Genomic DNA, 14,300 nt, shown 5'->3' with positions numbered 1-14,300 from the left:
GTACTGGAGTTTTGCTGTCATGCGCCTGGTCCAGCTTTCTCGTCATAACATCGCGTTCCCTTCTCCTGAAGGGGCGCTGCGTGAGCCCAATGGGCTGCTGGCCCTTGGTGGTGACCTCAGCCCTGCGCGGCTGTTGATGGCGTACCAGCGCGGCATCTTCCCCTGGTTTTCTCCCGGCGACCCGATTTTATGGTGGTCTCCCGATCCGCGTGCCGTGCTGTGGCCAGAGCAGTTTCACCTGAGCCGCAGCATGAAGCGTTTCCATGCAAAATCACCGTACCGCGTCACCCTGAACCACGCCTTTGGTCAGGTCATTGAAGGCTGTGCCGAAGACCGGTTTGAGGGAACATGGATAACCCGCGATATCATTACCGCTTACCACCAGCTTCACGAGCTTGGCTACGCGCACTCCATTGAGGTGTGGGACGGCGGAGCACTGGTCGGCGGCATGTATGGCGTGGCGCAGGGGACGCTGTTTTGTGGTGAGTCGATGTTCTCCCGCGCGGTTAACGCCTCGAAAACGGCGCTGCTGGTCTTCTGCCAGGCGTTTGCCCAGCGCGGCGGACGCCTGATCGATTGTCAGGTGCTCAATGAGCACACGGCTTCCCTCGGCGCCGTTGAGATACCGCGACGCCAGTACATCGAGCATCTGGATGCCAGCCGTCAGGAAAAGCTCCCGCGCGACTTCTGGATACCGAGAACGCTCTTTATGCCCAATGCCTAAATGTTTTCCGCATATTTTTTGTGAGGGTGTTATAATTACGCCGCAGAGTAGCTTCTGCCTGTTGCCCCGCCGCCGTTTGGGACCTTCGCTTCAGATAACGTCCTGACGTTTATCCTGTTGTATCCCCTTTACGAATGCGCTTTCCGTTCGGTTGTACCGTGACGCTTGGGCAATGCGCCGAAACTGTTTTGCTGCGTTTCAAACGCGCAATTCTTTACTTAATTGATGAATTTCGGCATTATCTTGCCGGTTCAAAACTTGGTAGTGATACCCCAGAGGATTAGATGGCCAAAGAAGACAATATTGAAATGCAGGGTACCGTACTTGATACGTTACCTAATACCATGTTTCGCGTAGAGCTGGAAAACGGTCACGTGGTAACTGCGCACATCTCCGGTAAAATGCGCAAAAACTACATCCGCATTTTGACGGGCGACAAAGTGACTGTTGAACTGACCCCGTACGACCTGAGCAAAGGCCGCATTGTCTTCCGTAGTCGCTAATTGTTTTCGCCTGTAATGGCAGATGAATATTTAAAAGGTCGGGTTAAACCCGGCCTTTTTTATTTGTGGCTTTAATTTGGCTATGCCGGGGGATGTATTTTTTGGCAACCTGGTGGCCTCATCCCAGCCCTCTTCCACAGGGAGAGGGCGAAAGCGGGCATAAAAAAACCGGGCTATTGCCCGGTTTTTAAGACCTACGTAAGAAATCAGTGAGCCGCTTCCGGCTTGTGCTTCGCCGCACTCTGGAAATCGTACGTCAGTTCGTTCTTCGCCTGGTCCAGCGCCACGGTCACCTGGCCGCCGTCCACCAGCGAGCCAAACAGCAGCTCGTTCGCCAGCGGTTTCTTCAGGTTGTCCTGAATCACACGCGCCATTGGACGGGCCCCCATCGCACGGTCGTAGCCTTTCTCGGCCAGCCAGTTGCGGGCCTCCTGGCTTACTTCCAGCGACACGCCTTTCTGATCCAGCTGAACCTGCAGCTCGACGATGAACTTGTCCACGACCTGATGGATCACCTCGGTAGAGAGGTGATCGAACCAGATAATGTTGTCCAGACGGTTACGGAACTCCGGCGTGAAGATCTTCTTGATCTCCTCCATCGCATCGGTGCTGTTGTCCTGGTGGATCAGGCCGATGGATTTACGCTCGGTTTCACGTACCCCGGCGTTGGTGGTCATCACCAGCACCACGTTGCGGAAGTCCGCCTTGCGCCCGTTGTTGTCGGTCAGCGTCCCGTTGTCCATCACCTGCAGCAGGATGTTGAACACGTCCGGGTGCGCTTTCTCGATTTCATCGAGCAGCAGTACCGCGTGCGGATGCTTGATCACCGCGTCGGTGAGCAGGCCGCCCTGGTCAAAGCCCACGTAGCCCGGAGGCGCACCAATCAAACGGCTGACGGTGTGACGCTCCATATACTCGGACATATCAAAGCGCAGCAGCTCAATGCCCAGCGCTTTGGAGAGCTGAACCGTTACCTCGGTTTTCCCCACGCCGGTCGGGCCGGCAAACAGGAAGGAACCGACAGGCTTGTGCTCATGCCCCAGTCCTGCGCGGGCCATCTTGATCGCTTCGGTTAAGGCCTCAATGGCTTTATCCTGACCAAAGACCAGCATTTTCAGGCGATTGCCAAGGGTGCGCAGCGTGTCGCGGTCGCTCTGAGAAACGCTCTTCTCAGGGATACGCGCGATGCGGGCCACCACGGACTCAATATCCGCCACGTTAACGGTTTTCTTACGCTTGCTGGCCGGCATCAGTCGCGCACGCGCCCCAGCCTCATCAATCACGTCAATCGCCTTATCCGGCAGATGACGGTCGTTGATGTATTTCACCGCCAGCTCCACCGCCGCACGCACCGCTTTCGCGGTGTAACGCACGTCGTGGTGCGCTTCATACTTCGGCTTCAGGCCGTTGATGATCTGCACCGTTTCCTCGACGGACGGTTCGGTCACGTCGATTTTCTGGAAGCGGCGCGCCAGCGCACGGTCTTTCTCAAAGATGTTGCTGAACTCCTGGTAGGTGGTGGAGCCAATCACGCGGATCTTGCCGCTGGAGAGCAGCGGTTTGATCAGGTTAGCCGCATCCACCTGGCCACCGGAGGCCGCCCCTGCGCCGATGATGGTGTGGATTTCATCGATAAACAGGATGCTGTTGGTGTCCTGCTCCAGCTGTTTTAACAGCGCCTTGAAGCGTTTTTCAAAATCACCACGGTATTTGGTGCCCGCCAGCAGCGAGCCGATGTCCAGCGAGTAGATGGTGCAGTCGGCAATCACTTCCGGTACGTCGCCCTGCACAATGCGCCAGGCAAGGCCTTCGGCAATCGCGGTTTTACCCACGCCAGATTCCCCCACCAGCAGCGGGTTGTTCTTGCGGCGACGGCACAGCACCTGGATCGCGCGCTCCAGCTCTTTATCGCGACCAATCAGCGGGTCGATACCGCCAACGCGAGCAAGCTGATTAAGGTTGGTGGTGAAGTTTTCCATACGATCCTCCCCGCCTGCTTGCTCTTCATTGTTATTGACCTGATTGCTGGAATCCGATGCCTGGTTAGGCTCGTCTTTGCGCGTTCCGTGAGAGATAAAGTTAACCACATCGAGGCGGCTGACTTCGTGTTTGCGCAGCAGATAGGCAGCCTGTGACTCCTGCTCGCTGAAGATGGCGACTAAGACGTTTGCGCCAGTCACTTCGCTACGTCCGGAAGACTGGACGTGGAATACCGCGCGCTGCAGCACGCGCTGGAAGCTGAGCGTCGGCTGCGTGTCGCGCTCCTCTTCACTGGCTGGCAGCACCGGTGTGGTTTGTTCAATGAAGGCTTCGAGTTCCTGACGTAGCGCCACCAGATCCACGGAGCAGGCTTCCAGCGCTTCGCGGGCAGATGGGTTGCTAAGCAGTGCGAGCAGTAAATGCTCGACGGTCATAAACTCATGTCGGTGCTCACGCGCTCTGGCGAAAGCCATGTTTAAACTGAGTTCCAGTTCTTGATTGAGCATAGGCACCTCCCCCAATTTTATGCCTTATCAGGCCTTTTCCAGCGTACACAGCAACGGATGCTCGTTCTCCCTCGCATAGTCGTTCACCATCGCCACTTTGGTTTCCGCCACTTCGGCTGTGAAGATGCCGCAGATAGCTTTGCCACGATAATGAACGGTAAGCATCAGTTGCGTTGCACGTTCTACATCATAAGAAAAGAACTTTTGTAGCACGTCAATAACAAATTCCATCGGCGTGTAATCATCGTTCATTAACATAACTTTATACATAGATGGCGGTTTTAGCGCGTCACGCACTTTGTCTTCCGCCAGCTGGTCAAAATCCAGCCAGTCGTTGGTCTTACCCATTTTGCATAACCACTTTGAATCTACCTCAGATGTTAGATAACAATCATCTATTACTGTCATCCGCGATGTCTGTCACAAACTGTTGCAATAGCGTTAACTGCTTCAAACTTTGGTTGATTATTGTCCCATCTCCAGCGCCAAACGCTTGACGACGTCTTTCGTTTCTCTAAATTGTACAAGCGTGAGATGGCGAGGTTTTGAACAGCCCCCACTCCACCACCGGTTCATTCCATCTTAACTTATAAGATTTACGAAGGATGTCGAAGCATGGAAATGGGTACTGTTAAGTGGTTCAACAACGCCAAAGGGTTTGGCTTCATCTGCCCCGAAGGCGGCGGCGAGGATATCTTCGCTCACTATTCCACCATTCAGATGGATGGTTACAGAACGCTCAAAGCCGGGCAGTCCGTCCGGTTCGATGTCCACCAGGGACCAAAAGGCAATCATGCAAGCCTTATCGTCCCCATTGAAGCAGAGACGGTTGCATAGCTCTCTGTTTTATTGTGTACATCCCGCAGTCAAAATGCCAGCCCGATCGGCTGGCATTTTTATTTTCGGGTTATTCCCGAGCCAGCGCATCCACCGGATCCAGCCGCGCCGCGTTGCGGGCGGGCAACCAGCCAAACAAAATGCCGGTAAAGGTTGAACACAAGAATGCGGTAATAATGGCCACCGGCGAGAAGCCAATCTCCCAGCCGGGTAAAAAGAGCTGGAGCGCGAAGGCGATCATCATCGAGAGCGCAATCCCCATCGCACCGCCGACCAGACACACCAGCACGGCTTCAATCAAAAACTGCTGCAGCACGTCGCTGGCTCTGGCCCCGACCGCCATGCGGATGCCAATCTCCCGGGTACGCTCGGTTACCGACACCAGCATGATGTTCATCACCCCGATACCGCCGACGACCAGCGAAATCACCGCCACCAGCGTGAGGAACAGCTGAAGAGTACGTGTGGTCTTTTCTGCCGTTTTCAAGAGGCCGTCCATATTCCAGGTGAAGAAATCTTTCTTCCCGTGGCGCAGGGTGAGCAGCCGCTCAAGCTGCTGTTCGGCCAGCGCGCTGTCGTAGCCCTCCTTCACGCGCACGGTGATGGAATTGAGCCAGGACTGGCCCATAATCCGCCCGGAGATGGTGGTGTACGGCAGCCAGACGCGCAGGATCTTGCTGCTGCCAAACATCGACTGCTTCTCTTCCGCCACGCCGATGACCGTGGCAGGCATGTTGCCGACCAGGATCACTTCGCCCACCACGTTGGCTTTATTGGGGAAGAGCTGCCTGCGCGAGTTTGCGTCCAGCACCACTACCTGCGCCCTGCCCGCCAGCTGTTCGGCGTTAAAGGTGGCGCCTTCGCTGAAGGTCATACCGTAGACGTTGAAATAATCCCCGCTGACGCCGTTCGCGCTGGCCGCCACGTCAACATTGCCCACGCGCAGGCGCAGGTTTTGCGACACCGCAGGCGTGGCGGAGTTGACCCACGGCTGCTTCTGAATGGCCGCCAGATCGTCGTATTTCAGCGCCTGCTGATACTGAGGCTCGTCGTCGCCAAAGTCTTTGCCGGGATAAACGTCGATGGTATTGGTGCCGATAGCGCGGATATCGGCCAGCACCAGCTGCTTGGCCGCGTCGCCCACCACCACAATCGACACCACCGAGGCGATACCGATGATGATGCCGAGCATGGTCAGCAGAGTACGCATTTTATTGGCCGCCATCGCCAGCCAGGCCATGGTCAATGCTTCACGAAAGCCGCTGGAAAATTGCCCCCATCCGGTTGATGCCGGAAGCACTTCTTTCGGCGCCGTAGCCCTGGACTCACGCGGCGGCGGGTTGCTGACCAGCTCGCCGTCGTGGATCTCAATGATTCGCTCCGCCTGCGCCGCCACCTGCGGATCGTGGGTCACGATAATGACCGTATGCCCCTGATCGCGAAGCTGGTGCAGGATCGCCATCACCTCTTCGCCGGAATGGCTGTCGAGCGCCCCGGTTGGCTCATCCGCGAGGATCACCTGCCCGCCGTTCATCAGGGCGCGGGCAATACTCACGCGCTGCTGCTGGCCGCCGGACAGCTGCGAGGGCTGATACTCCACCCGCTCCGCCAGCCCCAGGCGCGTCAGCAGCATCTGCGCGCGCTCGAGGCGTTTTTTCCGCTCGACGCCCGCATAGACCGCCGGTACTTCTACGTTCTGCGCGGCATTGAGGTGAGAAAGCAGATGGTAACGCTGGAAGATAAAGCCGAAGTGCTCCCGACGCAGCTTCGCCAGCGCGTCGCCGTCCAGCGTTGAGACGTCCGTCCCGGCCACGCGGTACGTGCCGCTTGTCGGTTTATCCAGGCAGCCGAGAATGTTCATCAGCGTCGATTTACCGGAGCCCGATGCCCCGACAATCGCCACCATCTCGCCCGCCTCCACCCGAAGGGAGATGCCTTTTAGCACCTCCACCGGGCCATCGCCCGACGGATAGCTGCGGCGAATGTCTTTCAGCTCAAGCAATGCCGTCATTTCGCGGCTCCGGGCAGGCTTTCGCTGATGACAACCTCCTCACCCTCTTCCAGCCCTTTCACCACCACCACGTCGGTGTCGTTGCGCGCGCCAATCACCACTTCGCGCTCGCGCGTTTCACCGTTGCGCAGCACTTTCACTTTATAGCGGCTATCACCGGCGGACTCACCCAGCGCGGAGAGGGGAATGGTCAGCACGTTCTTCACGCCGGTCAGTTGGATATGCACCTGCGCGGTCATGTCGAGACGCAGCACGCCCTGCGGGTTCGGCACTTCAAAACGGGCATAGTAGAAGATGGCGTCGTTAACCTTTTCCGGCGTCGGGAGAATGTCTTTCAGCACGCCTTCGTAGCGCGTCTGCGGATCGCCCAGCACCGTAAACCAGGCATTCTGCCCCGGTCTGAGATGGATAACGTCCGCCTCCGAGACCTGAGCTTTGACCAGCATGGTGCTCATGTCCGCCAGCGTCAGAATGTTGGGCGCCTGCTGCGCGGCAATCACCGTCTGCCCCTGCAGCGTGGTAATTTGCGTCACTTCCCCGGCCATCGGCGCAACGATTTTGGTGTAGTCGAGGTTGGTTTTCGCCGTATCCAGCGAGGCCTGGTTGCGTTTGATTTGCGCGTCAATCGTGCCAATCTGCGCCTGCTTCACCGCCAGTTCCGTGGTGGCCGTATCTAAATCCTGCTTCGAGATCGCCTGGGTTTTGGCCAGCGCCTGCTGACGGGTCAGCGTCACCTGGGCAAGGTTACGCTCTGCCTGCGCCTGCGCACGCTGCGCGCGCAGCTCCATCAGCGTGGCTTCCACCTCGCGGATCTGGTTCTCGGCCTGTTCAGGATCGATCACGCCGAGCAGCTGGCCTTTTTTTACCTTATCGCCAATCTCAACCGACAGCGTTTTCAGCTGACCGCTGACCTGTGCGCCAACGTCAACCTTGCGCAGGGCATCAAGTTTGCCCGTCGCGAGGACGTTTTGTTGCAGTTCGCCCGGACGAACAATCAGCGTCTGATACTGCGGCACCGGCGCATTCAGCACCTGCCATAGCCAGTACCCACCGGCTAACACCACGACCGCCAGCAGCAGAAACAGCGTTCTGCGTTTTCCCTTGAGGTTCATAAATATTCCAAATAAATGTTCTGGCAATGATAAATGCTGATTCTATCTAAACGAATCCTCAACGAAACCCCTGTTCTCCGAAATCGTCACAATTTGTTTACGAGACGTTGAACGTTCGCCTGCTGAAATAGAAATCTTCATCAAGAAGCAGGATCTAACATGTCTTCCATCGTCGATACACCTTTTTCAAACCTGCCACAGCCTGCATCGGGTTGGCAGCTCTTCAGTCATCTGGCTTCCGGTAAGCTCACGCCAGGGCTGGCGTGGCAAAACCCCGCCTATCGACGTAAATTCATGCTACGTTCGCTGGCGACGCCTGTAAGTACCGCTCGCCTGTTGACGAGCCTTGCAAAACAGCCGAGCCTGATGCAAATGCTGCAGGTGCAACCAGGACTGCCGTGCCGTCTGCATCGCCCCTGGCTGACGGTGAATATGGATCGCCGGCAGGCCCTTGAGTCCCTTAACTGGCACTATCAAACGATGAGCCGCCATATGCCGGCATCGCTGCTCTCGGGCTATCTGTCGAAAAAGGGCTTCACGCTGCTCACCTTAACCGGTAAAGATGAAGAGCAATTTACCGTCCGCCTGTGCGCCGATGCGTTTCTGGATAAAGAAGGGGAAGCCACCCTCGCCTTCTGCGACCACCAGAATACGGTGCTGGCCGAGATGACCTTCACCCTGTGCCAGTTTGAGGGAAAATCGACGCTGTTTATCGGCGGCCTGCAGGGCGCAAAAGCCCACGTTCCCCATGAGCTGATCCAGGGTGCGACGAAGGCCTGCCATGGTCTGTTCCCGAAACGTCTGCTGGTCGAAGCCGCCATGACTCTCGGCACCGCCTTCCCGGTAGAACAGATTGTCGCCGTCAGTAACGACACCCATATTTATCGCAGCTGGCGCTACCGCAAGAAAAAAGAGGGGAAACTGTTGGCCGATTACGACAGTTTCTGGATCTCCATCGGCGGCGAAAAGCAGGATAGCGGCAACTTCATGCTGCCACTCGTCATGCCGCGTAAACCGATGGAAGAGATCGCGAGCAAAAAACGCTCCGAATATCGCCGCCGCTACGCGCTGCTGGACAGCCTGATTCAGCAGGTGAAACAGGCGACTCAACGTTAATCCGCTCTCCCGCGTGCCAGCCACAGCACGCGGGAGAACATCTTCCGCAGCAGGGTCGGCACCGCCTCCACGCCCCGCCTCCCCGCTTCCGTCGCCACTTCAATGGCTAAATCCGGTTTCGAAGAACGATGAATAGCTTTGGCGATCACGCGCCGCATGTTCATCGGGACATCGACCGGCACCATGGCAATTCGGTGGAATACGTCGTCGAACCCCTGACGATACATAAAGTGTTCCATGTCCATGGCGGGCAGCATGGTTAAATGGTCGCGCTCTTCCTCGCGCTCGTTATTCAGCAGGCTGCGTACGGTCGAGGCATATTTTTTGCCCGCCTCATCACCGTCGACCAGCACATGCCACTCGATCCCCATCCGGCGGGCAAATTTGATCAGCGGCTTGAGTCCCGACTGGGCAAATTCAATCACCTTAATCCCTTCCGCATCAAAATGGTGGCCGCACTGGCGCGCCAGTTCGTTGATGACCCAGGTTTCCGTCTCTCCTTCCACCAGCAGCCAGCAGCGGGCAAAGAGCGACGACGCGCGGTTAAAGCGAATATGAAACGCGATACGCCGCCCGTCTTCCGCGTTCAATCCCCCCGGCCCTAAGCGGAAGGCGGAGACGCGGGAAGATTCACGCACCAGACGACAGACGTGCTCGACCGGCGTCAGCGATAATAATTCACCGGAATTGGTGGTCGTAACGCGCTGGAGCGGCAGCAGGTTCAGCAGATGCCATGCCACGGAGAGCATGATGGGATGCAGGCGCGTTTCCGGGTCTTCCACCAGCAGCAGCGGCCTGGCGTCCCGGTCAAGACGAACGGTGCCTTTGGCCTGCAGAAGCGTTGAAAACAGCCCCAGCAAAATCACCCGATGGGTACGACCACCGGGCCGGTCGATCATCCGGTTAATGATATCGAGGTAGCGCCAGCTGCGCTGTTCGTCATGAGAGCGGCGGCGCATCAGGCGATGGCGCGACTCCGACGTTCCCTGCTCGGAAAAATAGTGCTCCAGCAGCTGTACCATTGCGGACAACCCCTGACGAATTTGACCGTCGGTCAGATTCTGCGGACGCGACACCAGCTCTCTCGCCAGAAAATCCAGCTCGCGGGCGGTGACTTCCACTTCCGGCATATTTGGTACGGTACCGTTACGAATGCGCCGCATAAAACGCGCGTCGCGCAGGCGCAGCACCGGCGTCAGGCGGATCAGATGGCGGGCCAGATCGTCGATATTGTCCAGCGGGATCGGGCTGGCCTTCTCATCAAGAAAATCACGCAGGGTCAACACGCCCTCGTTTTCCGCCATCTCCCCTTCCAGCCGGTAGAATATCCGGTGGAAACCGTCATCGCACGGCACCCAGCAGGGTGACAGCGGGCGGAAGCGACGCACCCGATGGCGTCCGGGTTCGGATTCGCGGAACGTCAGGATAATATGCAGGTGCTTCTCGCGCCCCGTCACGTCGCCGGGGGGGAACCAGAAATCGTCGCGAACGAAGTGATACAGATCGTCTTCGGGCGAAAGCAGTAACGTCAGCGCATCCAGCAGGCTGGACTTACCCCAGGCGTTCTCGCCGATCAGGACGTTGTTCTGTTCCAGCTGCAGCGACAGGCGGTTAATACCGCGAAACCCGACAATTTCCACACGTTCGAGAAGCATAAATCCCCCGCGCAATGTTCACTTTTTCCTTTAAGTTATCAGCAGTATAGCGGGAGGCGCCCTGTCACGACAGCACAACATTCACCCTTACGAGAATTGGTCTATGCTCTATTTACCGCTGATTTGAACAAGGATTGACATCACATTGCCTTAAATCAAATTAATCGAATTTATTTAAGTGGCGAAGGGGTGTTATTGGTTTCTAAAATACGGACTCTTTGAGTCGTCATCCCTTTATGGCGATATATCCCGCGCGCGGGAAAGCGTGCGGAAAATTATTTGAGGTGGTTATGTTTAGAAAATTGGCAGCAGAATGCTTTGGTACATTCTGGCTGGTATTTGGTGGCTGCGGTAGCGCCGTTCTGGCAGCAGCATTCCCGGAATTAGGTATCGGTTTTGTCGGCGTCGCGCTGGCATTTGGTTTAACCGTATTAACCATGGCCTTTGCCGTGGGGCATATTTCCGGCGGTCATTTTAACCCGGCAGTGACATTAGGTTTATGGGCCGGCGGTCGTTTTCCGGCGAAAGAGGTGATGGGTTATATTGTCGCTCAGGTGGTGGGCGGTATTATCGCAGCGGGCGTTCTGTACGTCATTGCCAGCGGTAAAGCTGGCTTCGACGCGGCGGCCAGCGGCTTCGCCTCTAACGGCTTCGGCGAGCATTCTCCGGGCGGTTATTCCATGCTGTCTGCCATCGTGATTGAAATTGTGCTGACCGCAGGTTTCCTGCTGGTGATCCACGGCGCAACCGACAAACACGCGCCAGCCGGTTTCGCGCCGATTGCCATTGGTCTGGCACTGACGCTTATCCACCTGATCTCCATTCCGGTCACCAACACCTCCGTTAACCCGGCACGCAGCACCGCCGTCGCCATCTTCCAGGGCGGCTGGGCGCTTGAGCAGCTCTGGCTGTTCTGGGTGATGCCGATTATCGGCGGTATCCTGGGTGGCGTGCTGTACCGCACCCTGCTGGAAAAACGCGATTAATTGCGCGCGGTGTCGGGTGGCGCTAACGCTTACCCGACCCACGTGAGTGTGCACTTGTAGGCCGGGTAAGGCGCAGCCGCCACCCGGCTTTTTTATTGCCGCTTTACTGAACAGTCTTTATTGGGTAGTGTCTCTGGCGCTCAACAGATACTCAAAAGGACCGGCTGTTCATGTTTTCAGGACTCCTCATTATTCTGCTGCCCCTGATTGTGGGCTATCTCATCCCGCTGCACAGAGAATCCGCATTACGGCTTATCAACCGTTTTCTCAGCTGGATTGTTTACGTCATTCTTTTCTTTATGGGGATCAGCCTGGCCTTCCTGGATAATCTGGCGACGAATCTGCTTTCCATCCTGCATTATTCTGTGGTCACCGTGGTGGTTATTTTGCTGTGTAATATCGCCGCATTATTCTGGCTTGAGCGCACCGTTCCGTGGAAAAACCATCATCATCAGGAAAAACTGCCTTCCCGAATTGCGATGGCGCTGGAATCATTAAAACTGTGCGGCGTCGTGGTGCTCGGTTTTCTTCTTGGGCTGACCGGCTGGGCATTTTTACAGCACGCGACAGAGGCCAGTGAATATACGCTAATTTTCCTGCTGTTCCTGATCGGTATCCAGCTGCGAAATAATGGCATGACGCTGAAGCAAATTGTTTTAAACCGTCGGGGAATGATGGTTGCGGTCATTGTGGTCGCCAGTTCCATGGTGGCGGGCGTGATTAACGCTTTTATTCTCGACCTGCCGCTGAAAACCGGTCTGGCGATGGCGTCAGGCTTTGGCTGGTATTCCCTCTCCGGTATCCTGCTGACCGAATCCTTTGGCCCGGTCATCGGCAGTGCCGCCTTCTTTAACGATCTGGCGCGCGAGCTGCTCGCCATTATGCTGATCCCGGGGCTGGTTCGCCGCAGCCGCTCTACCGCGCTGGGCCTGTGCGGCGCGACGTCTATGGACTTTACCCTGCCAGTGTTGCAACGCTCTGGTGGACTGGAGATGGTGCCCGCCGCCATTGTTCACGGCTTTATTTTAAGCCTGCTGGTTCCGGTTCTGATGGCCGTCTTCTCGGCCTGATACCTCTTTGGCGGTAGGGTGCCTGCCGCCAAAATTGCGCTAAATCAATCTCCCTCTATTTTGTAGCAGAAAGCCCTTTTCTCCGTTCTGGCACAGGCATAACCTTAAACATGTATATCAAATATAACTTTAACAGGTGTGATTATGTTTTGTGTGCAATGTGAACAAACCATCCGTACCCCGGCAGGCAATGGCTGCTCTTACGCACAGGGTATGTGCGGCAAAACCGCAGAAACATCTGACCTGCAGGACCTGCTGATTGCGGCCCTGCAAGGCCTTTCCGCATGGGCGTGCAAAGCCCGCGAATATGGCATCATCGACCACTACGTCGACAGCTTCGCCCCGCGCGCCTTCTTCTCCACGCTGACCAACGTTAACTTCGACTCTCCGCGCATTGTCGGCTATGCCCGCGAAGCCATTGCCCTGCGTGAAGCGCTGAAGGCGCAGTGCCTGAAGGCGGATGCTAACGCCCGCGTGGAAAACCCGATGTCTGACCTCCAGCTGGTAAGCGACGATCTCGGCGATCTGCAGCGTCAGGCGGCCGAATTCACCCCAAACAAAGACAAAGCGGCGATTGGCGAGAACATTCTCGGCCTGCGCCTGCTGTGCCTGTACGGCCTGAAAGGCGCTGCGGCCTATATGGAACACGCGCACGTGCTCGGTCAGTACGATAACGACATCTACGCCCAGTACCATAAAATCATGGCGTGGCTGGGCACCTGGCCTGCCGATATGAACGCGCTGCTGGAATGCTCAATGGAAATCGGCCAGATGAACTTCCGCGTGATGAGCATTCTGGATGCGGGTGAAACCGGCACCTACGGCCACCCGACGCCGACGCAGGTCAACGTCAAAGCGACCGAGGGCAAATGCATCCTGATCTCCGGTCATGACCTGAAAGATCTCTACAACCTGCTGAAGCAAACCGAAGGCACCGGCGTTAACGTCTATACCCACGGTGAAATGCTGCCAGCGCACGGCTATCCGGAGCTGCGTAAATTCAAGCACCTGATCGGTAACTACGGCAGCGGCTGGCAGAACCAGCAGGTGGAATTTGCCCGCTTCCCTGGTCCTATCGTGATGACCTCTAACTGCATCATCGACCCGACCGTGGGCGCGTATGACGACCGCATCTGGACCCGCAGCATCGTCGGCTGGCCGGGCGTGAGCCATCTTGAAGGTGACGATTTCGGACCGGTGATAGCGCAAGCGCAGCAGATGGCAGGCTTCCCGTACAGCGAGATCCCGCATCTGATCACCGTCGGCTTCGGTCGTGAAACCCTGCTCGGTGCCGCCGATTCGCTGATCGATCTCGTCAGCCGCGAAAAGCTGCGCCACATCTTCCTCGTCGGCGGCTGCGACGGCGCGCGCGGCGAGCGTAACTACTTTACCGATTTCGCCACCCGCGTGCCGGAAGACTGCCTGATCCTGACCCTGGCGTGCGGTAAATACCGTTTCAACAAGCTGGACTTCGGCAACATCGAAGGCCTGCCGCGCCTGATCGATGCGGGCCAGTGTAACGATGCTTACTCGGCCATCATTCTGGCCGTTACCCTGGCGGAAAAACTGGGCTGCGGCGTGAACGATCTGCCGCTCTCGCTGGTGCTCTCCTGGTTTGAGCAGAAAGCGATTGTCATCCTGCTGACCCTGCTCTCTCTGGGCGTGACCAACATCATGACCGGCCCGACAGCGCCAGGCTTCCTGACGCCGGACCTGCTGGCCGTGCTGAACGAGAAATTCGGCCTGCGTTCCGTGACCAACGTTGAAGACGATATGAAGCAGCTGTTGAGCGCGTAAGGA

The 14,300-nt window shown here is 57.0% G+C and carries 12 protein-coding genes and 1 pseudogene; 8 read left to right on the top strand and 5 right to left on the bottom strand.

Going from position 1 to position 14,300, the window contains the following annotated elements; translation table 11 throughout:
• Positions 1-19: 19 nt before the first annotated feature.
• From aat to infA, 3 genes and pseudogenes are all read left to right on the top strand, one after another.
• Complete coding sequence (aat, locus tag PI91_RS10020; protein WP_008499991.1) at positions 20-724, top strand: leucyl/phenylalanyl-tRNA--protein transferase; 705 nt, start codon at positions 20-22, stop codon at positions 722-724.
• A 183-nt stretch (positions 725-907) separates the two neighbouring features.
• A pseudogene (locus tag PI91_RS26615) lies at positions 908-1,081 on the top strand (hypothetical protein); the annotation flags it as partial.
• Positions 1,009-1,227 (top strand): translation initiation factor IF-1, encoded by a 219-nt coding sequence (gene infA / locus PI91_RS10015; RefSeq protein WP_002211347.1) that lies wholly within the window; start codon positions 1,009-1,011, stop codon positions 1,225-1,227. The pseudogene PI91_RS26615 and the gene infA, both read left to right, overlap by 73 nt.
• Before the next feature lie 206 nt (positions 1,228-1,433).
• Here infA and clpA read toward each other — a convergent pair whose 3' ends face one another.
• On the bottom strand, positions 1,434-3,713 hold the full coding sequence (gene clpA / locus PI91_RS10010) for an ATP-dependent Clp protease ATP-binding subunit ClpA (RefSeq protein ID WP_014831269.1): 2,280 nt from the start codon (positions 3,711-3,713) through the stop codon (positions 1,434-1,436).
• Between the two features lie 27 nt (positions 3,714-3,740).
• Positions 3,741-4,061 carry an ATP-dependent Clp protease adapter ClpS gene (clpS, locus tag PI91_RS10005; RefSeq protein WP_006174393.1) on the bottom strand — a complete coding sequence of 107 codons (321 nt, stop codon included), beginning with the start codon at positions 4,059-4,061 and terminating at the stop codon, positions 3,741-3,743.
• 267 nt (positions 4,062-4,328) lie between these two features.
• Between clpS and cspD the strand changes: the two genes are divergently transcribed.
• Positions 4,329-4,550, top strand: coding sequence for a cold shock-like protein CspD (cspD, locus tag PI91_RS10000; protein WP_008499993.1), 222 nt, complete (start codon positions 4,329-4,331; stop codon positions 4,548-4,550).
• A 70-nt stretch (positions 4,551-4,620) separates the two neighbouring features.
• Here the strand turns inward: cspD and macB are convergent, their stop codons facing one another.
• A complete protein-coding gene (gene macB / locus PI91_RS09995; RefSeq protein ID WP_039266067.1) occupies positions 4,621-6,561 on the bottom strand; it encodes a macrolide ABC transporter ATP-binding protein/permease MacB in 1,941 nt (646 codons plus the stop codon).
• Positions 6,558-7,673 carry a macrolide transporter subunit MacA gene (gene macA, locus PI91_RS09990; RefSeq protein WP_023327007.1) on the bottom strand — a complete coding sequence of 372 codons (1,116 nt, stop codon included), beginning with the start codon at positions 7,671-7,673 and terminating at the stop codon, positions 6,558-6,560. Before macA ends, macB begins: the two co-directional genes overlap by 4 nt.
• Positions 7,674-7,832: 159 nt before the next feature.
• On the opposite strand from macA, the gene PI91_RS09985 reads away from it, so the two are divergent.
• Positions 7,833-8,789, top strand: coding sequence for a VirK/YbjX family protein (locus tag PI91_RS09985; protein ID WP_039266066.1), 957 nt, complete (start codon positions 7,833-7,835; stop codon positions 8,787-8,789).
• Here the strand turns inward: PI91_RS09985 and PI91_RS09980 are convergent.
• On the bottom strand, positions 8,786-10,444 hold the full coding sequence (locus PI91_RS09980) for an ATP-dependent endonuclease (RefSeq protein ID WP_021240893.1): 1,659 nt from the start codon (positions 10,442-10,444) through the stop codon (positions 8,786-8,788). The two genes, PI91_RS09985 and PI91_RS09980, sit on opposite strands and share 4 nt — an antisense overlap.
• Before the next feature lie 290 nt (positions 10,445-10,734).
• On the opposite strand from PI91_RS09980, the gene aqpZ reads away from it, so the two are divergent.
• From aqpZ to hcp, 3 genes are all read left to right on the top strand, one after another.
• A complete protein-coding gene (aqpZ, locus tag PI91_RS09975) occupies positions 10,735-11,430 on the top strand; it encodes an aquaporin Z (protein WP_039266892.1) in 696 nt (231 codons plus the stop codon).
• Between the two features lie 170 nt (positions 11,431-11,600).
• The gene (locus PI91_RS09970; protein WP_021240895.1) at positions 11,601-12,500 is read left to right on the top strand and encodes a lysine exporter LysO family protein; all 900 of its coding nucleotides are present in this window, start codon (positions 11,601-11,603) and stop codon (positions 12,498-12,500) included.
• A 144-nt stretch (positions 12,501-12,644) separates the two neighbouring features.
• Positions 12,645-14,297: a hydroxylamine reductase gene (gene hcp / locus PI91_RS09965; RefSeq protein WP_039266065.1), complete on the top strand. Its 1,653-nt coding sequence runs from the start codon at positions 12,645-12,647 to the stop codon at positions 14,295-14,297.
• Positions 14,298-14,300: the final 3 nt, after the last annotated feature.

Origin of the sequence: Enterobacter sp. FB, assembly GCF_000805795.1 — a bacterium.
In the GTDB taxonomy this organism is placed as follows: Bacteria; Pseudomonadota; Gammaproteobacteria; order Enterobacterales; family Enterobacteriaceae; genus Enterobacter; species Enterobacter roggenkampii.
Note: the sequence above shows the minus strand (reverse complement) of the source record. Positions and strands in the feature narration are given on the sequence as shown.

What these genes read in the sequence shown, in the direction of transcription:
- aat (WP_008499991.1), top strand. Translation starts at nt 20, where the DNA reads ATGCGCCTGGTCCAGCTTTCTCGTCATAACATCGCGTTCCCTTCTCCT.
- infA (WP_002211347.1), top strand. Translation starts at nt 1,009, where the DNA reads ATGGCCAAAGAAGACAATATTGAAATGCAGGGTACCGTACTTGATACG.
- clpA (WP_014831269.1), bottom strand. Translation starts at nt 3,713, where the DNA reads ATGCTCAATCAAGAACTGGAACTCAGTTTAAACATGGCTTTCGCCAGA.
- clpS (WP_006174393.1), bottom strand. Translation starts at nt 4,061, where the DNA reads ATGGGTAAGACCAACGACTGGCTGGATTTTGACCAGCTGGCGGAAGAC.
- cspD (WP_008499993.1), top strand. Translation starts at nt 4,329, where the DNA reads ATGGAAATGGGTACTGTTAAGTGGTTCAACAACGCCAAAGGGTTTGGC.
- macB (WP_039266067.1), bottom strand. Translation starts at nt 6,561, where the DNA reads ATGACGGCATTGCTTGAGCTGAAAGACATTCGCCGCAGCTATCCGTCG.
- macA (WP_023327007.1), bottom strand. Translation starts at nt 7,673, where the DNA reads ATGAACCTCAAGGGAAAACGCAGAACGCTGTTTCTGCTGCTGGCGGTC.
- PI91_RS09985 (WP_039266066.1), top strand. Translation starts at nt 7,833, where the DNA reads ATGTCTTCCATCGTCGATACACCTTTTTCAAACCTGCCACAGCCTGCA.
- PI91_RS09980 (WP_021240893.1), bottom strand. Translation starts at nt 10,444, where the DNA reads ATGCTTCTCGAACGTGTGGAAATTGTCGGGTTTCGCGGTATTAACCGC.
- aqpZ (WP_039266892.1), top strand. Translation starts at nt 10,735, where the DNA reads ATGTTTAGAAAATTGGCAGCAGAATGCTTTGGTACATTCTGGCTGGTA.
- PI91_RS09970 (WP_021240895.1), top strand. Translation starts at nt 11,601, where the DNA reads ATGTTTTCAGGACTCCTCATTATTCTGCTGCCCCTGATTGTGGGCTAT.
- hcp (WP_039266065.1), top strand. Translation starts at nt 12,645, where the DNA reads ATGTTTTGTGTGCAATGTGAACAAACCATCCGTACCCCGGCAGGCAAT.